The 20,071-nt window shown below is 40.1% G+C and carries 17 protein-coding genes; 7 read left to right on the plus strand and 10 right to left on the minus strand.

All coding sequences use genetic code 11. The features are described from left to right. Positions 1-113 precede the first annotated feature (113 nt). Positions 114-2,027 carry a DNA primase gene (dnaG, locus tag DP117_RS04010; protein WP_169217043.1) on the plus strand — a complete coding sequence of 638 codons (1,914 nt, stop codon included), beginning with the start codon at positions 114-116 and terminating at the stop codon, positions 2,025-2,027. Between the two features lie 214 nt (positions 2,028-2,241). Here dnaG and arsC read toward each other — a convergent pair whose 3' ends face one another. From arsC to DP117_RS04040, 6 genes are all read right to left on the minus strand, one after another. Then, positions 2,242-2,637, minus strand: coding sequence for an arsenate reductase, glutathione/glutaredoxin type (gene arsC / locus DP117_RS04015; RefSeq protein WP_211175900.1), 396 nt, complete (start codon positions 2,635-2,637; stop codon positions 2,242-2,244). A gap of 458 nt (positions 2,638-3,095) precedes the next feature. Further along, the gene (locus tag DP117_RS04020; RefSeq protein WP_169217044.1) at positions 3,096-4,592 is read right to left on the minus strand and encodes a multicopper oxidase family protein; all 1,497 of its coding nucleotides are present in this window, start codon (positions 4,590-4,592) and stop codon (positions 3,096-3,098) included. Positions 4,593-4,924: 332 nt separating this feature from the next. Then, on the minus strand, positions 4,925-6,157 hold the full coding sequence (locus tag DP117_RS04025) for a restriction endonuclease (RefSeq protein WP_169217045.1): 1,233 nt from the start codon (positions 6,155-6,157) through the stop codon (positions 4,925-4,927). Continuing rightward, positions 6,154-7,788, minus strand: coding sequence for an AAA family ATPase (locus DP117_RS04030; RefSeq protein ID WP_169217046.1), 1,635 nt, complete (start codon positions 7,786-7,788; stop codon positions 6,154-6,156). Before DP117_RS04030 ends, DP117_RS04025 begins: the two co-directional genes overlap by 4 nt. A gap of 43 nt (positions 7,789-7,831) precedes the next feature. After that, complete coding sequence (locus DP117_RS04035; protein ID WP_248277518.1) at positions 7,832-8,209, minus strand: hypothetical protein; 378 nt, start codon at positions 8,207-8,209, stop codon at positions 7,832-7,834. A 124-nt stretch (positions 8,210-8,333) separates the two neighbouring features. Then, entirely contained in the window at positions 8,334-10,457 is a 2,124-nt protein-coding gene (locus DP117_RS04040; RefSeq protein ID WP_169217048.1) for a GNAT family N-acetyltransferase, read from the minus strand. A gap of 93 nt (positions 10,458-10,550) precedes the next feature. Here DP117_RS04040 and DP117_RS04045 point away from each other — a divergent pair, with 93 nt between their 5' ends. The 4 genes from DP117_RS04045 to DP117_RS04060 all read left to right on the plus strand — a co-directional run bounded on the left by DP117_RS04045 (position 10,551) and on the right by DP117_RS04060 (position 12,382). Beyond that, positions 10,551-10,943 carry an ABC transporter ATP-binding protein gene (locus DP117_RS04045; protein ID WP_248277519.1) on the plus strand — a complete coding sequence of 131 codons (393 nt, stop codon included), beginning with the start codon at positions 10,551-10,553 and terminating at the stop codon, positions 10,941-10,943. Between the two features lie 147 nt (positions 10,944-11,090). Further along, positions 11,091-11,606: a GNAT family N-acetyltransferase gene (locus tag DP117_RS04050; protein WP_169217049.1), complete on the plus strand. Its 516-nt coding sequence runs from the start codon at positions 11,091-11,093 to the stop codon at positions 11,604-11,606. Between the two features lie 103 nt (positions 11,607-11,709). Continuing rightward, on the plus strand, positions 11,710-11,970 hold the full coding sequence (locus DP117_RS04055) for a hypothetical protein (protein ID WP_169217050.1): 261 nt from the start codon (positions 11,710-11,712) through the stop codon (positions 11,968-11,970). Further along, the gene (locus DP117_RS04060) at positions 11,963-12,382 is read left to right on the plus strand and encodes a retroviral-like aspartic protease (RefSeq protein WP_169217051.1); all 420 of its coding nucleotides are present in this window, start codon (positions 11,963-11,965) and stop codon (positions 12,380-12,382) included. The genes DP117_RS04055 and DP117_RS04060 overlap by 8 nt, the downstream gene beginning before the upstream one ends. Positions 12,383-12,389: 7 nt before the next feature. Here DP117_RS04060 and DP117_RS04065 read toward each other — a convergent pair whose 3' ends face one another. Continuing rightward, entirely contained in the window at positions 12,390-13,175 is a 786-nt protein-coding gene (locus DP117_RS04065; protein WP_169217052.1) for a glucosamine-6-phosphate deaminase, read from the minus strand. Between the two features lie 221 nt (positions 13,176-13,396). Here DP117_RS04065 and DP117_RS04070 point away from each other — a divergent pair, with 221 nt between their 5' ends. Together DP117_RS04070 and DP117_RS04075 are read left to right on the plus strand one after the other, a co-directional pair. Continuing rightward, positions 13,397-14,077 carry an HAD-IA family hydrolase gene (locus tag DP117_RS04070; protein WP_169217053.1) on the plus strand — a complete coding sequence of 227 codons (681 nt, stop codon included), beginning with the start codon at positions 13,397-13,399 and terminating at the stop codon, positions 14,075-14,077. 264 nt (positions 14,078-14,341) lie between these two features. Beyond that, complete coding sequence (locus DP117_RS04075; RefSeq protein WP_169217054.1) at positions 14,342-14,962, plus strand: hypothetical protein; 621 nt, start codon at positions 14,342-14,344, stop codon at positions 14,960-14,962. Between the two features lie 116 nt (positions 14,963-15,078). On the opposite strand, the gene DP117_RS04080 is transcribed toward DP117_RS04075, so the two are convergent. The 3 genes from DP117_RS04080 to DP117_RS04090 form a co-directional block, all read right to left on the minus strand. Further along, a complete protein-coding gene (locus DP117_RS04080) occupies positions 15,079-16,506 on the minus strand; it encodes an ABC transporter substrate-binding protein (RefSeq protein ID WP_169217055.1) in 1,428 nt (475 codons plus the stop codon). A gap of 39 nt (positions 16,507-16,545) precedes the next feature. Beyond that, complete coding sequence (locus DP117_RS37180; RefSeq protein ID WP_169217056.1) at positions 16,546-17,907, minus strand: serine/threonine-protein kinase; 1,362 nt, start codon at positions 17,905-17,907, stop codon at positions 16,546-16,548. A gap of 769 nt (positions 17,908-18,676) precedes the next feature. Then, complete coding sequence (locus tag DP117_RS04090) at positions 18,677-19,777, minus strand: helix-turn-helix domain-containing protein (protein WP_169217057.1); 1,101 nt, start codon at positions 19,775-19,777, stop codon at positions 18,677-18,679. Positions 19,778-20,071: the final 294 nt, after the last annotated feature.

The raw sequence follows: 20,071 nt of genomic DNA on the forward strand, positions 1-20,071 counted from the left end.
GGAATTAGCATCTAGAATATAATATCCATCAAGAGTCATCTGTTAGCGGTTGGTTGTTCGTTGCTCATTCGTAACCGCTAACTCTGATAGCTCACTACTCACCATTGACTAGTATGCACATCCCTCGCTTGCATCCAGACACAATTGACGAAGTTAAACAACGAGCTGACATTGTTGATGTCATCTCAGAACACGTTGTTTTACGCAAGCGCGGAAAAGACTATGTAGGTTTGTGTCCCTTCCACTCAGAAAAAACTCCCAGCTTCACTGTCAGCCAAACTAAGCAAATGTACCACTGCTTTGGCTGTCAAGCTGGAGGGAATGCTTTTAAGTTTCTCATGGATTTGGAGAAGCGCTCTTTTGCTGAAGTGGTATTGGATTTAGCGCGGCGTTATCAAGTCTCGGTGAAAACACTGGAACCGGAACAAAGGCAAGAGTTGCAGCGTCAGTTATCTTTACGCGAACAATTGTATGGAGTTCTTGCAGCAGCAGCACAGTTTTATCAACGCGCTCTGCGGTACAATGGAGAGAAGGCACTGGAATATCTGCAATCTCAGCGTCAACTGAAGGAAGAAACAATACAGCAGTTTGGTCTCGGATATGCTCCTCCAGGTTGGGAAACACTCTACCGTTATCTGGTTGAGGACAAACGATACCCAGTACAACTAGTGGAAAAAGCTGGTTTGATTAAACCACGTAAGGAAGCCAGTGGTTATTATGATGTGTTCCGCGATCGCCTAATCATTCCCATCCACGATGTTCTTGGACGTGTCATCGGCTTTGGTGGTAGAAGTTTAGGAGATGAACAACCAAAATATTTGAATTCACCAGAAACAGAAGTTTTTATCAAAGGGAAAACTTTGTTTGCCCTAGACAAAGCAAAAACAGCGATTTCCCAACTCGATCAAGCTGTTGTGGTAGAAGGATATTTTGATGCGATCGCTCTTCACGCAGCTGGAATCAATAATGCGATCGCCTCCCTCGGTACTGCCCTCAGTTTAGAACAAGTACGACAAGTCTTGCGCTACACCGACTCCAAACAGTTAGTCCTCAACTTTGATGCGGATAAAGCTGGAACAAACGCCGCAGAACGAGCAATTGGGGAAATTGCCGAACTCGCATATAAAGGCGAAGTCCAACTTAAGATTCTCAACTTACCCGATGGTAAAGATGCTGACGAATACTTGCGAGGACACGCTCCAGAAGATTATAAAGAATTATTGTCAAAAGCTCCACTGTGGCTAGATTGGCAAATTCAGCAAATGACAAAAGACCGTGACTTAAAACAGGCTCCTGACTTTCAACAAGTCTCTGGGCAGATGGTCAAGTTATTGAAAAATATAGTTAACAGTGATACACGTAACTATTATATTTCTCACTGTGCTGAAATTCTCAGTTTAGGAGACACCAGACTAATACACTTAAGAGTAGAAAATCTTCTCACACAAATTGCTCCTACTAGTACATTTCGTAAGCCAATACCAATTCTTAAACAGCAACCTGTAGCAGCACAGCAAAGTTTTACATCTCAAGAAAGCAATCTTTTAGAAGTCGCAGAGGCTTCATTACTGCAAATTTACTTGCACCATCCACAACATCGTCAGGCTATAGTCTCTGTTTTACATGAGCGAGATTTGCAATTTAGCCTTTCCCATCACCGCTTTTTATGGCGGCAAATTTTAGAGACTTCCTCTCGAATGGAACATGAGTTAATATCAATTTTGCAAGATAAATTTCTGCAGTTTCCTGAAGAAATGGGTTTGGTATTTCATTTATTTCATTTGAATGAAAAAACTCAAAAAGAAATCATCTCACGTCATGATAAATTGATCCAAGCAGCAACTGTTTGTATGGAACGAGTGCTGCGTGAAAAACGCTGTCATTACTTCTGCGAACTGTCTAAGGAAACTAATCCAGAAACTGAACCAGAAAAATGGGAATCGTATTGTCAGGCTTTCTACGAGGAAAAACAGCGACTTCAGGAATTAGAACGCCAGCGCCAATTTTCCCTTGCAGAATTGCTGTAATATTAGCGTAATATCAAGTCCGGTTAATGAGTTATCATTCTAGAATCTCCCTTGATACTTCGCTACACTGCGTTCCGCTCAGTATGACAAACGTTTTTTTATAAGTGATTAAACGGACATAATATAAATGGGGTAATTACGACTCTACAAACGTTTGAGTTTTTGCGATGATGAAGGATAGCGATCGCGAACCGTAACAGTGAAGCTACAGGATTTAGTCGAGAGATTCAATCAACTTCACGACTCGTTCCTTTACTTGATCGCGAACACGGCGGAAGGTTTCTATACTTTGCCCCTCTGGATCATCCAGTTGCCAATCTTCAAACACATCTATTATCACCCATTCTTCTGGCAAGTTAACGCCACAGCCACAAAGCGAAATAACTGCATTGTAGTCTTCTGCCTTGAAATCACTTAACGGCTTAGAAGTCTGATGAGTAATATCAATGCCAATTTCAGACATGACTTGAGTGGTAATAGGATCCACCTCACTTGCTGCCAATCCTGAACTCGTCACAGCAATCTTACCTTCTCCCAAAGTGCGAGCAAATCCTTCTGCCATTTGGGAACGGCGAGAATTCTTCTTGCAAACAAACATGACACGTTTCATTTTTGCTCTCCTTAAGTTCAATTTCCTATAGCTGGCAGACTGGCTACTCCATAAGTCCAAAGTCCAGTACGTTTTTCACCATAGATTCCCCTGAATGAAAATGTTATGAATGCGGCTTCTCAATTCCTTGATAGCCGGAGTCCTTTCATACAATGGAAATCAGTAATACTTGATCATTTAGGTATCAACTTGCGGTTTGACCCAGGCTTGAGCGCTCATTTGCACTGGAACCCAAGGACTGCTTAAGGAAGGCGTGTAATCGCTACCACTGATAATTAGTAAATGGGTCATGTTGACTTACTTCCTGATGATGTACAGGTAGCAACGTTGTTAAACAGTATACTCACATATTTCAAAAAAAATTGATTTATAAGGATATTTTTTATATATCACATAATTGCATAAAATACAACAAAAGATTATGTTGCTGGAAAGTTAAGAGAAATCATAGCAATTCTCTAAAACGCTGGTGCTGGGAGTGGCTGTGCTGGAGATGACAACGGATCTATCCCTCCTTCCCCCACTTGAAACTGACCCATCATATCGTGGTCTTCGTGAACGATATTGTGGCAATGGTACATATATTTACCTGTGTGAGGTCTAAACTTTCCAATCACCCTTACTGTCTCGTTTTCACCAACGTAGAAGACGTCCTTCAAGCCACGCTCATAGGCAAAAGGGGACTGACTATTACGGTCAAGTATTTGAGCATCGATCAGGTGAACGTGCATTGGATGAAACGAGCGATTTGTGTTGTTGCGAAATGTCCATATTTCCACATCTTCGAGTTGAGGATTTGCATCGACTCGATTTTGGTCCCAGCCCTTGCCATTGATCACCCACATCCCACTACTATTGCGCGCTACTGTGAAGTCACGAGTTCGTACAGCTGATGATTCTGGAATAAAATCAATATTGCGTAGTGTGCTGGGAATAAGGCTGTCATCTGTTTCAGAACGCACCACATCAAAGCGCATAATTTTATCTGTGTTGCTGAAATTATCGTTATTGGGGAGTCCAAGATTTTGCAGTACGACTTGAGTGCCGATAGGATATTTAGAAAAATCGATAATCAATTCATAGCGCTCACCCGTTGCAATGCGCATATCTTTTGTATTGACTGGTGCAGACATCAACCCCGCATCAGTACCAATCACAGTCAAGTCATCACCTGTATTTAAACCAAGTTTGTAAGAGCGGGAAATGGACGCGTTTAACACCCGGAAGCGGTATTTGCGGTTAGCCACCTCCATACGCGGCCAAGGTACACCATTGACTGTAATCACATCGCCCATAAGACGTATCTGAGTTTGGTTATTAAAAATGAGTGAGCCATCAGACGCGAATTGTTTATCCTGAATGATCACAGGGATATCGTAATTTCCTTTGGGGAGTGGCAAATTAAGTTCATCATCATCTTGAACTATGTACATCCCAGCCAGTCCCATATAAATATTTAACGAAGTTTTACCGACAGTATGGTCGTGGTACCACAAAGTCGCAGCGTTGGTGTTGGGATAAGTGTAATCCTTGTAGTGTTCGGTAGGAATCTTATCCTCAGCGTAGCCATCATACTGAGGTAGAGATGCCATTCCATGTAGGTGGACTAATGTATGTGAATCAAGTTTATTAATAAACCGTACAATCGATTGTCGATTTTTACGTTGTTTGATAGTGGGACCGGGAAATATACTGTCATACCCCCAAACCTCCGTTTTTAGCCCAGGTAGAATCTCTACTTGAGCCTTCTGTATACTGATTTGGTAGTAATCAGTTGTTGAATCGCTGCGTACAGGACTTAATACTGGTGGTGTACGGAAGGCAAGTGTAAATGGTTTAACTTGTTCATTGACGCTCTGAGCGGAACCGCGATTTTGAAGTCCTACGGGAAGCAAAATAGAACCTCCTGCAAGTGCTGCAATTCTCAGTGCTTCACGTCTGCTAATTTTTTTCATAGTCGTGTCGATCAAAAGTGTATAGGAATTTACCTAATTTAAAAGTTACTAAGTTTTTTATTGTATAATATAGTGTAAATAATAGATATTTTTTTACGTAAAAATACTAAAAATGAATTGCTCAAAATTCTTATCAAAGTCAAGAACTCAGGAGCGGAGCCACGTCTGTGCTTCTGAGTTCTGTCTCCTGACCTCTACAGGACTTACGCAAAAATAACGCAATTGGAGTCATTGCGACCGGAGGGAAGCAATCGCAAAGCCTTATTTTTCGTCGCGAGTGCGTAAGTCCTACTCTAATTTTCATTCTCAGGAGTGTACGCAGTTCATGAGGGCTATTTATTAGACCTCTCGCAATCAGTTTCCAGTAAATCTTGCAAAAAACGATAACCCGCTTGTTCTAAATCTCCTGCAAGAGAAAAAGTCAAACTGCGAATCCGGATGCGACCAATTTTGATATTCAACGGTTCTGCCAAGGGCATTGGATAAATGAGAATTGCCTCCTGACACCCTTTTGCCTCTGCATAAGCAACCATCTGATTAATATCAGCAGTTGCTGGCTTAGAAGCCGCTTTGTACTTGGTATCTAACACATACCTCACCATCCCCGTTGCCAGATCATAAAGTACCAAGTCAATGTCAAAGTATAATGCCTTACTCTGATCTAAATAGACTCTTTCTTGGGACTGGATATCTAACGCTTGTGTGAGCAGTGCTGTTTCCCGATGCGCTTTCAGCCACTCTGCCACAAAGTGTTCGTAGAGTTGCGACATATTAACCAAAAAAGGTAACGTCGCGTTTATACCTGTTTCATGACTAGGTGCAGTCTGTTCCAAAAAGAAGCGGCAAAGCGCATGTAGGGGACGATAATCCTCATTCAGGCGGTTGTACTGTCGTCCTACACAAATTCTGGAATTGCATGGTTGCAATGTCACCAATCCCTGTAGTAGATGATATGCGCGGCGTACCGTTGGCATTACGGATTCTGTACACAAACCGCTACGGGCAATACACCAAAGCGTCCAAGCCAGAATTTGATTTTCTTCAACGTCTGTAGTATGTTCTTCGTAATGGCACTGGATTTTAGTATCCCACGGTCGAGTGACCAGGAGCCGTACATCAATACGTCCCCGAACATAAGGCAAATGTTCTGTCTTGGGGATATAGGCGCAGTAGAAACCCTGGCGACTTCGGTTGAGAATGCGACGAGCTAAAATATCAGCTAGGCGTTCATAAAATTCTAAGAGCGTTTGACAATCAACTAGTCCTGACAAAAAGCGAAAACTTTTGAGATCATAGGCATATTCCAGCATTCGCAGAATATTACCTAGCTTGACTTTGGGGCGCAGGGCAATGTGAAAATCAGGAGTTAAGAGAATGTGACCTACCCATCCTTGAGGAGTTAGTCGCCAGCGATCGCCTGTTTTTGGAGAAGGAAAGTCCACACTCACCTGAGTATCGTAGTCACGCCACAACATTTCTCCGACTGCATCAGGAAGTCGCAATCGCCCCAACAACTTGGGAACATATTCAGTTAACTCTATGATTTGTGGTGATGTTACACTCATGGATAAATTTGCTTGTTGACTTCGTTCCAGCGAAACTGATCCACTTTACTGGGTTGATCAAAGAAATATTCTTCCAAATACGGCTCAATCTCTAGTTGCCAAATATTCTCAATCTGCTCAGCTAAATCGGCTCGCAAGAAGAAGCTAATACCCACTTCGTTGTGAGGGTTACCAATTGCTTGATTCAACGTCATCAGCGTTTGAATCAGCTTTTGGACTGGAAAAGTTGTATCTAAGTGATAGCGGCGGAGAATCTCATAGTTTGGGTACACAGGAATAAACGCAAAGCGGCGGCGCAAAGCATGATCGACGAGTGCAATTGAGCGATCTGCTGTGTTCATCGTACCGATAATTCGTACATTGGCGGGAATACTGAACACCTCACCTGCAGCCAAAGGCATTTTTTCGTCGCGATACTCCAACAAATACATCAACTCACCAAAAACACGGGCAACATTGGCACGATTGATTTCATCTATAATCAGTACGCAAATATGCTGACGAGAGCATGCCTTGTAACAAAAATCAAGAAACCGTCCATTAACCAGTGGATAATCAAGTTCTCCATCTATCCGTTGTGGGCGAATACCTTGTACAAAGTCTTCATAAGTATAAGCGGGGTGGAACTGGACAAGATCCACAAAACCATCACTACCACCAGTCAGATATTTAGCCAGTTTTTTGGCAATATATGTTTTACCTGTGCCTGGAGGTCCGTAAAAGATTGCCTGCTTTTTACGCTCTATTGCCTTTAACCAGTTTACAAGTGTTTCCTCTTCAATTCCAGTATCCAATGCACATTGATTGAGGGAATATTCTGGTTGCAATTCTATTTCTTCATTATCAAATAAAACTTCGCTCACCTCATCAATTTGGAGAGTTTCTTTACCAGCAAAGTCATACTTTTTCACAGCAACCAGCCAATGACAAAACATATCAAATAAGTCATCGTCTCGCATAGATGGAACACCAGGCTGACGCATATCAAGAGCCAATTCTTGAATGATTTTTTGTCCAGTTGCGTTAATAGCTGGATACTGTGTTACCTTCTGGCTATAAGACTTCCCTGTAAAGTAATTGATAACCTGTCGTGATGTGTTCGTAATGAGTAAAAAGTCATCCGGTCGCAGTGCATTCAGGATAGGTGTGAGCATTCCTATTTGGAAATTTTTGGTATAAGGTAATTTTGAGAAATCTTGACAAGCTTCTCGCAACTGAGTAGGATTTTGATGACAGTGACGGACGAAATGAAAAATGGCTTGAGCTATATTCGACCAGTCTTCTGATTTTGTCCAAAGAGCATCTTCAAACCATTTATTAATGTCTTTATCTATCGCTAGAGCATGATGTATCCAAACGTTTTTTTGAGTGTTGTTAGTTGTTGGTGCGTAAGGGAGAAGCTGTTGCAGAACAATTACGTCGGCTATATTTTCTCCAGACTCATAGTCTGAGGCGATCGCTTTAAAATTCTCTCTTCCTTTCTCACGCTGCTCATGGTAAGCCTTTTGATGACGCAATCCAGCAGGAGTATAAGGGTAAGAACTGATAAATTCTGCAAATAACCTGAGAAATTCGTGCTTCTTCTCTGAAATAAGAACTTTTTTATCGCTATTGAATTTAGTTTTACTCATATAAGTATTGGAAGATAATAGGAATGAGCACCCATCTGAAGACTTACTTTAACTTGTTTGTTATAGCTGCTGGATTTTCCCCGCCTAGAGTCATAATAGTTGTATATTCGCTTTCATTAAGATAGCGATAGCTTTGAGGTGGGCGCAAATAAGATAGTTTCTCCTGTAAACGATATAACTCAATCGGATTTTCAAACTTTTTGACATTTCTTAAAAAAATTCCGACTGCAACTGATGCTCCTTCATAATATTTATAAAAATCTTGATAATTGATGCCAGCATGGTCTTTCACTTCCTTCCAAAAATGTTTGAGTTCATCAGTAGTAGCTTCTTTTTCAAGCACAAAATCTACTTCAAAAAAACCTAAAAAAGTTTTTGTAGGAGATGATACATAAACAAAGACAATATCGCCTTTCTTCAACCGAGTCCTAACTCGACGTAGTTCTACTTGCTTTGTTCGTTCTTCAAAAATTTTCTGGGCATATTGAGGTTTTATTGAAAGGAGAAGTATGTTACATGACATGAAATATTTTTTATAGTTTAATTCATCTAATACCTAAATTATACACTTTCATAAAATAATTTTCTGGGAGTTTATAAGGGCAAGCAAGTAAGAGTTTATCTTGTTCTAAAATCCGATGAAGTTCTTGTAAAGAGACAGGATGATGAAATAATTCCGTATCACTAAATCGAATTGCCATGATATCACCATTTTTATCTGTTGGTATATTCTCGACATGACTTAGTTTATAAACTCCTAATCTTTGAAAACGTCGGTAAAGTTCTTTAGGTTTACCAATAATGACTTCATCTACATAAGAACAAGCACGAACATAACCAACATCGTAAAATCCTTTACCTTTTCTCTCACCTTGAGTTTCACTCACATACCAGAGAATTCGACAAGGAGCATTCAACCCCCTTGAATTTTTAACGGAGCGATAGTAGACAGCTTCACGATTAAATGCTAATTCAGGCTTAGCTCCAAATTCAGGGAAAGGAAGCATTTGATTGGCTAAATATTCATCAAATAAATCTTTTGCCCATATCGGTTGAATAGGAATAATAAATGTAGGAATTTCGGAATCATTTATTTTTGCAGGAAAAAGGAAGCGTTCAATATCTACTAAAGCTTGAGAATCTCTAACTATCTTTTCCTTAAGATTTTTAGCAATAACCATAAGGAAATTATATTCATCTCCATGAATCGAGACTAAATTAGTAAGATATTCAAACAATTCAGAGGAAGTTTTAACAACTGGTAAGTTTGCCTTCAACCATCCGTTTATAACTTGCACAAAAGCATCTTCTTGAATAGCTGTGAGCACAGCTTCCTCTAGGTAGGGATCAGTGATTCTTGTAAATTGTCGCTGTTCTCTCGCAGAAAGACATATAGACTTAAAAATCAAGTGATGTGCAAGAGTAGAAGAAAGTTTGTTATTTCCAACTCGAAGCATTAAAATTTCTAGCTCATCTTTTTTCCGCCTTCCATATACAATTAAAGCAAGAGGTTGATTGACTCCTTCTCTCACAACAACACATTCAAACTTCTCTGATTCTGCTAAAAACCGCCTTAAATGTTGCCGAAAGTCAGTTTTCTCTTCATTGTTTTGAGAGTTTTGAAAGTAGTTTGCTAAAAAGTCTTCCTCCCCAATTTTGACTTGTGTCTGCTCTAAGCATGTGCCAGAAAGACGTATAGGTTGATAGTCCGGTTTGTGCCGAAGTTCGTCTAGCTGATTTATGAGTTCGTCAGGATGAATAACTGATAATCTAAAGCTTTCATGGATTCGATTTGCTAAGTCTAGTAATTCCTCATCTTTTGTCAAGAATAAATGAGAATCTGATGTAATAGCCCTAGCAACATAACGTAACTTAGATTCATTAAACACAACTTGGTATTTTTTGAAAAATTCTTGTAAAATCATCTGGTTTTTTTCCATTTTTTGATTGTCACAAGGTAAGCAGGTAAAAGTTTCTGCAAAGCTACGCAAGCTGTTTCTCTCATGAATATTTTCAATTTTGTTAATCTGATTTAAAATTTCGTCATTGATGCACAACGTTAACTCAGTTTGTACCCAGTCAGCTAGTAAAAAAATTGGTTCTTCAGTCTCAAGATTTTCGTCTTTATATAAGTCAAAGAAAATATCAGGAGCAATCATCACACATAATTTGGACTCAAGTTGCTGCTCAATGATTCTAGAAAATAGAGGAAGAGGATTGTGTTCCAAAACCCAACGAGTTAAAATTGTTTTCTTCTTTTTACTTCTACCTTCTAAATCCTCGCAAGCAATAAAGCCAAAGCTCGACCACATTCCTTGTAGGTTATAATCCCGACGACAACTTAGCTTAATTCCGCGAAAAGATGTTGTTATTTGTTTGAGGCGATCGACAAGTTGTTTGGCTACTCCTTTACCCCGACATGAAGGATCAATACACAGATGAGTGATAGCGATCCAGTCATACGAACGTCGATACAACAAGTAACCAATGCAGCCAGCTTCAGAATCAAGCGCTACAAGGATTTGACGATGTGCTGCTCGTTCCTCAAATGCTCCTTTAGGCAAGTTACCAAGTGTTTTTGAGTTCGCTCGCCACAGTTTTCTGACTGTTGCTAGGTATGGAGAATGATTATCTATTGCTTCAATTTTAATCTTTGCGTCAGTTGTCACTTTTTGGTTTCCTTAGACAGTTTTATGGCTACAATATCTTTCATAGTAAATCCGTCACCTTGTTAATATAGTCGCTACTACTGTATTTTCCTTATGAAAGCACTTGAAGCCTACAACCTCAAGAAAACATACCGCCAAAGCAACCAAATTGTGGAAGCAGTCAAAAACGTTTCCTTAAGTATTTTCCCTGGTGAAGTTTTGGCGTTTCTTGGTCCGAATGGAGCAGGCAAGACAACAAGTATTAAAATGATGGCAGGATTAATTCAACCAGATGCTGGTTCCATCAGAATTGCTGGAAGTGATCCCCATCGTAACCCAGCAGCATTACAAAAGATGGGTGCAGTGCTGGAAGGAAATCGTAACGTCTACTGGCGACTGACTCCAGAAGAAAATTTGGAATACTTTGGAGTGTTAAAAGGACTTTCTCATCGCGAAGCCCGTAAGTCAGGAATTGCACTTTTAGAAAGATTTGGTTTACTCCATTAATGAGATAATGAGAAAAATAAAATTTTCTCAAGCGATCGCACAATTGCTGAATTACGTGAATTCTCTTTTAACTCAGATGCAAGATCTGAGAAAATTTACCTTAGCCGTTGAGCCGCAACCCAGCACAGAGGATGAATACATTAGTCCATGTATCAGATCGAATGTTTTAGTGAAGCCCAAGCCAAAGGATTTCTACCAGAGTTAGTAAGTCTGTTACAAAATGTTGTTAACAGTGGCGCATCTGTTGGTTTTCTACCGCCTTTGAATTCCCATACAGCTTCACAGTACTGGTTAGAAGTTTTTGATGCACTCAAAAACAAATCTCGCCTACTTCTGGTAGCACGATACGGACTAACTGTTGTAGGAACTGTTCAACTGGATTTATGCACGCGAGCAAATGGATTACATCGAGCTGAAGTGACAAAACTGATGGTGCATACAGCTTATCGTCGCCGAGGTATCGGTTATTCTTTAATGGAAGCCGTCGAATCTGAAGCACGAATCATCGGGCGAACGACGTTAGTCTTGGATACTCGCCTAGGGGACGTGTCCGAGAAGCTGTATACAAAGATTGGATATATTAAAGTAGGCGAAATTCCCAATTATGCGAAAAGTGCAGATGGTTCACTACACACAACAGTCATTTACTATCGATTGTTGTAGCGTAGAACTACTCTAAGAGGAGTCTGTTGAAGTTAAATCTGATCCGGGTTGTTGCTCAATGCTTTAAGCTGGAAGTATCCTTCAAACCTTCTGCAAGAGCGATATGCCTCTCAACGAACTGCTCGGTGTTGTCAGTCAGTTATCACATCAAGATAAATTGCGCCTTATTCATTTCCTCTTGCTGGAGGTAGCCAGAGAAGAAGGTTGCAATCTTGAGTCAACCGATAATCAAGAGCAGGAAAACTTACTTCTAAAGCAATTAGCATCCACTGAAGCAGTTGTATGGTCTCCTCACGAAGCGTATGAAGCCGCCAAAACGTTGTCAGACCTTTTAGTGGCAACAAGGCAAGAAGACGATGCTTAACGGCAAGCGATTTCCTTTCATCGAGCAAAGCAACAGCCTCGGTATTTCTAGCAGCATGCCTTATCTGCCGATAACGCTAACCTACAAAAACCGCTCTATAGAAGATATGGCGTTGCTAGACACAGGTGCAAGCGTGAATGTATTGCCTTATGAAATCGGTCTGCAACTTGGAGCAGTCTGGGAAGAGCAAACAGTCCCAGTTCAGCTAAGCGGAAACTTGGCTCGTCTGGAAGCTCGTGGTTTGGTGGTATCAGCAACAGTTACTGAATTCTCACCCGTCTTACTGGTGTTTGCTTGGACAAAATCCACAGAAGCACCTCTGATACTGGGGCAGATGAATTTCTTTGTGGAGTTTGATGTGTGTTTTTACCGTGCTGATTTGGCTTTCGAGGTGCGTCCAAGGAGAAAATAGTTCTTCTTCATCCTTGTTCACTCTTTATTAAACTCGCAGAATCTACATCCAAAAATAACGTCGCTTGCTGCTGTGTGCGGAGAATAGAAGCCGGACAATCTGTAGTAATATCGCTCTCCAACATCCGTTTTACAATCTTCGCCTTACGTTTTCCTGGTGCAAGACAAATGATTTTTTTTGCCGAACAAATCATTGGGATGGTAACAGTAAAAGCATATTGCGGTACACTTTCCAAATTTGGAAAATACCCTGTGTTGACTTGTTGCTGACGATTCACAGTATCCAGTTTCACAAGTTTCAATGTATAGGGGTCGTTAAAATCTGCTACCGCTGGATCATTAAAAGCCAAGTGTCCATTTTCACCAACACCAAGACAGCATAAATCAATGGGTTGTGCTTGCAGGAGTTTGGTGTAGCGATCGCACTCCGTTAAAGGTTGCATAGCATCACCTTCGATATAGTGAAATTCCTTAGGTTTAACCCGCTTTTCAACGCGTTCGTGCAGATAGCGCCGAAAACTAGCCAAATTATCGGCAGAAATGCCCAAATATTCATCAAGATGAAAGCAGGTAATCCGCGACCAATCTACACCATTTAATGCTATCAAAGCATCAAGAAATTTCATTTGGGAGTTGCCTGTCGCTAGCAATACGGCTACAGCATCCTTATGCTCAAGAGTGTGCTGTAAATGTTTTTGTACAATTCCCGCTACATCCTGCGCCAGTTCAACTTCAGAGTTAAAAATCTGCACCTGTAGAGCATCAATGCGAAAAGAATTTTTGGCGGTTGACATCGGAATATACAGAATATACAGAAAATTTTCACACAAACTCAAAAAAAATGAGTAGGGACAGAGTTACCGATCTGCCCTAACTCTTCTTAGCTACCATAGGTTGTCATTTGAAGGCTCAATTATAATTTCCTCTTTCTAGCAATGCAGACAGAATGACAAACTAGAACAAAACAATGTAAAATCTGTAAAGAAACTTTACAAGAGTTTACACCTTAAATACCATGCTAGCTGCAATTCTCTTTGACCTAGATGGAACGATCGCCAACACTGACCCCATACACTACCAGGCTTGGCGAGAAATGCTGATAGGCTACGACATGGACATTGATGAGACATTTTATAAATCCCACATTAGCGGGCGAACGAATCCACAAATAGTAGAAGACCTCCTGCCACAATTATCACCAGAAGAAGGTGCAAAGTTTGCAGAGGAAAAAGAGGCTCTTTTCCGCGAAAAAGCCAAAACTATTCTTAAACCCTTAGACGGCTTTTCAGAACTCATAGCATGGACAAATGCACATCAACTTAAACGTGCTTTGGTAACGAATGCTCCTAGATTAAATGTCCAATTCGTGCTACAAGTCTTGGAAATCGAAGAAGTCTTTCATACAGTTGTGATACCAGAAAATGAGATAGCCGCTAAACCAGATCCTGCACCTTACCAAGTTTCTTTAAACAGGTTAGGAATCACAGCAGAGCAAGCAATAGCGTTAGAAGATTCTCCCTCTGGAATTCGTTCTGCTATTGGTGCTGGTATTCGCACCATCGGCGTGGCAACAACTCAGGAACCAAAAGCTCTTGAGTCACTTGGAGCGTTTCTGACAATTCCAGATTTCACTGATTTACAACTGTGGACACTGTTGAACTCGTTGATACAGGAAAATGTAGCTTATTTGGGATGAAAAAAGATTAAAAAATAAACTATCTGATATAGCAATCCTATATGAATTGTGTGAAAGTGCCTGCGCGCAGCGCATAAATTGCTGAAGTCCACCAAACCCGGTTTCTAATTTTTCACACACAAGTGATTTATGACTCAAACAGAATACACTTTTTACTTCTGACCGGAGACAAAGCTTTCCTTGCTCCGCTTCTGACTCCTGACGAATGATTCTGCTGTATATAAAAATCCGATTTGATTTCTGAAAAAATCTCAGGAGGTAAATATGGCTTTTAGTAGCTATAAAACTATTGGTGATGTTCTCAAAGCATTTCAAGTTATCTACACCGAAGCTAATTTCGTAGGCGAAGTAGAATTTAATATCCCTGACTACTTCCGGGAAGACTTAGAATTTACGATGCGGGAAGGAGCCGTTGACTGCTCTGAATTTGCTGTATGTGAAAACTTGATATTCCCTGTTTTAAAACAAGTTTGGAAGAGATATAGCAGCAAGTTTATTTTGTGGAGTCACTATTCTCTAAACTATGACGAAAAACTATCAGGATTTCCTGAATATATTTTGGCTAAACGTTCTCCCTTAGGAAAAGTTGTTTTTGATCAACCATACTTTATCTTAGTAGAAGCCAAGCAAGATAACTTTGAAACAGCTTGGGCGCAATGTCTTGCAGAAATGATAGCAGCACAGCGGCTTAATGACGAATTTAAAATAACTATATTTGGAATTGTATCTAATGGAGGTGTATGGCAATTCGGTAAATTGGAAGCAAATCTATTTACTAGAAATATAGCTCCTTACACAATTTATGAGCTAGATAAACTTTTTGCTGTCGTTAATTATGTCTTTCAACAGTGTGAATTGCAGCTAAACAATCTGGTAGCTGCTTAATATTCCAGATGATTACCAGCTAAATTTAGTCATGCATAAAATTGTTTTGGAAATCTTCTGGTTTATCAGTCAAAATCACGATGGACATTCTAGGTGATTTTTTTCTAAAATTCTCTCTACCGCACAAGTCTAAAACGGTAACCAGTTTTAGAATCGCAAGACTCGTTTGGATTGCAAGGCTCGACTTTGACAAGAAAAACTCCACCCTTGCGATCGCCTGTTTGCGAAAACTGAATCTTTCCTGTTGCTCCTAAAGCTGAAAAATTTGGGTTGGAGAGAGCTTTTTGTAATTTCTCACGAGTGTTGCCCGCTTTCAAGCCAGCGATAATTGTTTGAAGTGCATCATATGTTGTCGCAGTTCGCGGACTCACTCCTCCGCCCCAAAGCTGAGCAGCTTTCTGAGCAAAAGATTTGCTTGCAACAGCATCATAATGCCAAGATACAGGCAGCATCATTCCTTTGACATCTGCTTGTCCATATTTTAAAGTTCTTTCTGTGTACAGCCCTTGGAATCCAAACAGCGGTAGTCTACCTTTATTTTCTCGTGCTACTTCAATAGCTGAGTTCAGTTTGTCTGTTCTAGAAATGAGTAGTAAACCTTCTGCTCCATCGCTGATAGCTTGACTAAGAAAAGCACTCGGCTGAAAATCCGGAGCGCCCAAATCACAAACTGTGCTGGTGACTTTACCTCCATATTTTTTAATGGAATCAGTGTATTGTTGTACAATCAGCGGACTTATTTTTTCCTGATTGATTGTAAATGTAGAATCACTGCAAACAGCGATGTTGGTGAGGTGAGCTTGTTGAACGATATGGCGAGCGATCGCATCACTAAAAACATCAGAACTTGGAGTTGCATAAAAAACGTATTTTGTCAGGTTAGATGGCTTTCTGGGATTGACTGGTGAAACCATAACCAAACCACGCTTATTATAAATTGATGGCTGGCGGCTAAACCCTACAACAGCTACAATACTGCGGTCATTAATCAATTCGGTATTTAGCTGTTTGAGCATATCAAAATTATCAATACTCACAATTTGAAGTTGTAATGGAAGCCCATTAATTCCTCCACTGTTATTCACTTCCTCTTGAGCTTGAGCCACTCCGCGTAAAGTCTCTTCTGCTTCATTTAAGGAAACGCCAATCGAGACAATGACAGCAACTTTGAGAGATTTTGATTGACCAATTTTGGCATTATTTAAATAAATTAATGTCTCAGGATCATTACGCTGAGTTTGTAAGGATAATTGGAATTTACTGATAGCAGTGCTAAAATCACCAGCTTCAAATGCCTTGCTTCCAGCTTCTTTCTCCGGAGGTCTTCCTTCTCTAATAAAGATTTTCTCACCCAAACTCATTCTGTTTTTTAAAGGTGAATTTATATAAGATGGAGAAATTGAAGCACTATTTGGTTGAAGTTGTCCAGAAAACTTCTTTTCTGGGTGAATCACTTTACCTAATAACCATAAAAGAGTTGCTATGAGTAATCCTGCCAGCCCTAAAGAAATAAAGAGCCGAATATTTTCTGTATTTTTTTTCATAGAAAATGACCTCACCCCAAAAAATTATCTAATAAAAATTCAGAAGTATTTTGAGATAAATCTATTCAATATTTTGGAAAGAGTTAAGAGACTAAATGTTAGTAATCCTGCAAGAATGACTAGCAAGATTAAAACCAGTAATCCATTGATCCCTGGTTTGAGAAAATTAACAATGTAAAAATTCTTATAGATAAATACAATAAATAATGTTGTGATTCCGGCAACGATAAACAAATAAGTCTTTTCAAAAATTGAATAGGGCTGGGTAAAGATAAATCCTACGAAAATGAACAGCCATAAACTAGAACTAATCCAAACAGTTCCGACAGAAGTTAGAAGGGCGATCGCAACAAACGAACTCCCTGAACCAGCCATAACTGCCCAAGGCAATAATTTGTCTGTTGAGAACTCTGCTGGAGATTGGGGTGCTTGCTGTGGAATTTCTAGCGTTAGTTTTTCTGGTTGAAGAGGCGAGAGTATTGTATGCAGTGATATAAACTGTTGTGGTGACAAGTCAGAAGACAAATCTTGTAAAACAGCCTCTGCTGTCTGATAACGCAGTTTATAGTCCTCTTGCAGCAACTTATCAAGAATCAGCCCTAATCCCTCACTGATTGGTTGTGTTAAATACTGTCGCCAGATAGACGTCCAGCTATAACCCTGTTTCATCCATATCTCCCAAGGCGAAACACCAGTCAACAGATGAAAAGTCGTTGCTCCCAAGCTATAAAGATCACTCGCAGGATAAGCTTCACCTGAGTACATTTGCTCATAAGGCGCATAACCAAATGAACCAATACTCGTTCCTGGTTTCACATGTGCTGTTCCAGTCTTTTGCTTTGACACTCCAAAATCAAGGAGTACTATTTTACCATCACTTTCACGGCGAACGATATTTTCTGGCTTAATATCTCGGTGAATCACCTGTTGCTGATGTATCATTACCAGCACAGGTAATAAATCTTGCAAAAATTCAAGAATTTTTGCCTCATCAAAGACATCTTCCTGTCTTAATTCCTCAAGCAGATCGTTTCCTTCGATAAACTGCTGCACCAAATACAGATAATGACCTTCCTTAAAATAGGCATATAGGGTGGGAATTTGAGGATGTTCACCTAAATGTTGTAGACGTTTTGCTTCTTGCTGAAATAACTCTATCGCCTTTTGACGTGACCAGCTCCCTTGAACTTGTGGTGCTAGTTGCTTGACAACACATTTTTCATCTAGCTTATCTGCATCCTCTGCAAGGTAGGTACGAGCAAACCCACCACCCCCTAATGGTTTGATGATGCGGTAACGACCCCTAAGTAACGAAATCAGCTCAGATCCGCAATTTCCACAAAAATTTGTTCCTTGTGAATTTAGGGGATGAGAACATTCAGGATTTAGGCAGCAAATCATCTAAAAAACTCCGGGAGCAGGGAAACCGTGTGTCTTTAGACCACGGAGGAACTGCGACACGAGCAAATTTATTTGCTGTCAAAACTCCATTACCGCCTTGGAGTTGCAACAGAACCGGGTAGTTTTGCGTTCTAATGAGCGCTTGGGCAGTTACAAGCTGATATTTTGCAACTCTGTACGCATAATGGTTTTGCACGGGTTGTGCCTCCCTTTCGGGGTAATGTGAGCCTGGACTTTGTTATCCGTCGGCACTTCCAAGCGACACTGACTTTAAACCTTTACGTCTGTTTAATCGCTCGGTTTCAGAGTCCGGGACTGGCGTCACGTATCCCGGAGTGAGAACTTTAACACTTACGGATAACGTAGCACCGAAGTGCTGAGTCGGGTAAGCTAGGCTTCAACTAAACCGAGGTTTTTGCTGAAGCCCCCGGATTGAATCCGGGGGTTGCTTACAATACTATTGCTGTCTTTGTCTTACTGTCTTTTATTAATAGTAATCAATATACGTCCAGTTTTCAGATTTTTCCGGATTTCAGGTATTAGAATGTAACAAATCTCAAATTTTTACCTCATAGCTCTTAAACAAGATGTCTGATGTTAGACAATCTAAGTTCCCCTACGTGAGTTAGATATTATATATTATCCATCATCACAGACTTTTTAAGAGATGAACACAGATGAATTATCTGTATTTATCTGTGCTCATCTGTAGTTTTCATGACTCAATATAGACTTTTGGAAGAGGCTTCACAATTATCAGTTATGTCTTTTAAAGAACCTCAGGTGGAGCAATATCAGATCCAACAGTGACACTAGTACTACTAGATAGCCCTGGTTTAGAAATTGGTTTTGTTTCGTGTAATGAATGAGTGAATGATGAAGAAGGTGGAGTTGCTGCATCTTTATTGATTTGTTTGTTTGCATTTGCTTGTTGAGATGCCATGATTGACAATCCTCCTACTGAACCAGCAACAAGAGCTGCATAGCCTAAATAAAAATGCACCGGATGCAATGCTATTCCCAGTCCAAAATTGCTTTTATGCTCATACTTATAAGGTAAAATTGCTTTGACCGGCTCTGGTGCGGGCAAGGAAGCAACTAAATTCGTACCATTTAATCCAAGAGCATTACCCATAACACGGATAAAACCACGAACATAGACATCCTCTGGCAATAACTCCCAATCACCCTTCTCTAGTGCTTCCATATGATGAAGAGGTACGTGAGTATAAACGTGAAGTTGACTCAAAGAAAGACCTTGGGATTCACGAACCTGTCTTAGTTGTTGACCGATTTGACGCAGAGTTTCCACGCGCTGTTGTACCGCCATTTGCTTAGCTTCTTCTGCTTGTCTCCGTTTTCTCCCAGGACTAAGCCACCCAATGGATTTTTTTGTTTTGGGACGCTTTTGTTTGGCTTTTGCAGAATCATTGGCTGTATGACTTTCTACTTGAGATGTTGATGGCAAGTGAGCATTTTCATCAGTCTCAAGAGTTATTTTTTCCTCAACAACATTTGTTAAAGTTTGTGATAAATTATGCACTGAATGATTGGTAGAACTTGTCTTTTCAGGAGTTGAGATTTCACTCGTGCTATCTTCTTGTGGCTGATTTTCTTTAACTTTATGATACTGCTGTACAAATTGGCGAAATGCTAAACGAATTGCTTCTCTACCTACTGCTTTAAACAACACATTAGCTTGCTCAGTTGAAGAACCTAGTAACTTTTGCAAGATTGCTAGAGCACGACAATAGACTTTACTCTGATGCAGTTCAGCTTCGATTGCATCTAAAAGAATCCGCAATTCATCTTGAGAAATTTCAATAGTTGGATTTTCGAGGTTTTTTAACAAATATGATGTAGTAGTCATTGTAGAGAGCCTCTGGCGGCAATTAAACAAAAGAAAGTTCCACCTGTATAATCTCTATCTACTAAAGTGTGTTGACTTTTCCGGATTGTTACTGAGTGATTTTTCCGGGATTTCAGAAAAATCGATCAAAATTGCTCACTGGATAATATTGTTTTTCTCAATGAGTTTGATACCCAAAAGAAAAGAAATTTGAAGACCTCAATATTGGCATAACAAAACAACCCCATTTTTCAAATGGTAGAGATTATACAAATCATTTCACGAATTCTTTGTGAAAAGACTCGTATGAAAAGT

Origin of the sequence: Brasilonema sp. UFV-L1 (assembly GCF_012912105.1) — a bacterium.
In the GTDB taxonomy this organism is placed as follows: domain Bacteria; phylum Cyanobacteriota; class Cyanobacteriia; order Cyanobacteriales; family Nostocaceae; genus Brasilonema.

Excerpts from the sequence above, each read along its gene's own strand:
- dnaG (WP_169217043.1), top strand. The coding sequence starts at position 114 with ATGCACATCCCTCGCTTGCATCCAGACACAATTGACGAAGTTAAACAA.
- DP117_RS04045 (WP_248277519.1), top strand. The coding sequence starts at position 10,551 with ATGAAAGCACTTGAAGCCTACAACCTCAAGAAAACATACCGCCAAAGC.
- DP117_RS04030 (WP_169217046.1), bottom strand. The coding sequence starts at position 7,788 with ATGAGTAAAACTAAATTCAATAGCGATAAAAAAGTTCTTATTTCAGAG.
- DP117_RS04080 (WP_169217055.1), bottom strand. The coding sequence starts at position 16,506 with ATGAAAAAAAATACAGAAAATATTCGGCTCTTTATTTCTTTAGGGCTG.
- DP117_RS04025 (WP_169217045.1), bottom strand. The coding sequence starts at position 6,157 with ATGAGTGTAACATCACCACAAATCATAGAGTTAACTGAATATGTTCCC.
- DP117_RS04075 (WP_169217054.1), top strand. The coding sequence starts at position 14,342 with ATGGCTTTTAGTAGCTATAAAACTATTGGTGATGTTCTCAAAGCATTT.
- DP117_RS37180 (WP_169217056.1), bottom strand. The coding sequence starts at position 17,907 with ATGATTTGCTGCCTAAATCCTGAATGTTCTCATCCCCTAAATTCACAA.
- DP117_RS04070 (WP_169217053.1), top strand. The coding sequence starts at position 13,397 with ATGCTAGCTGCAATTCTCTTTGACCTAGATGGAACGATCGCCAACACT.
- arsC (WP_211175900.1), bottom strand. The coding sequence starts at position 2,637 with ATGAAACGTGTCATGTTTGTTTGCAAGAAGAATTCTCGCCGTTCCCAA.
- DP117_RS04060 (WP_169217051.1), top strand. The coding sequence starts at position 11,963 with ATGCTTAACGGCAAGCGATTTCCTTTCATCGAGCAAAGCAACAGCCTC.
- DP117_RS04055 (WP_169217050.1), top strand. The coding sequence starts at position 11,710 with ATGCCTCTCAACGAACTGCTCGGTGTTGTCAGTCAGTTATCACATCAA.
- DP117_RS04090 (WP_169217057.1), bottom strand. The coding sequence starts at position 19,777 with ATGACTACTACATCATATTTGTTAAAAAACCTCGAAAATCCAACTATT.
- DP117_RS04050 (WP_169217049.1), top strand. The coding sequence starts at position 11,091 with ATGTATCAGATCGAATGTTTTAGTGAAGCCCAAGCCAAAGGATTTCTA.
- DP117_RS04065 (WP_169217052.1), bottom strand. The coding sequence starts at position 13,175 with ATGTCAACCGCCAAAAATTCTTTTCGCATTGATGCTCTACAGGTGCAG.
- DP117_RS04020 (WP_169217044.1), bottom strand. The coding sequence starts at position 4,592 with ATGAAAAAAATTAGCAGACGTGAAGCACTGAGAATTGCAGCACTTGCA.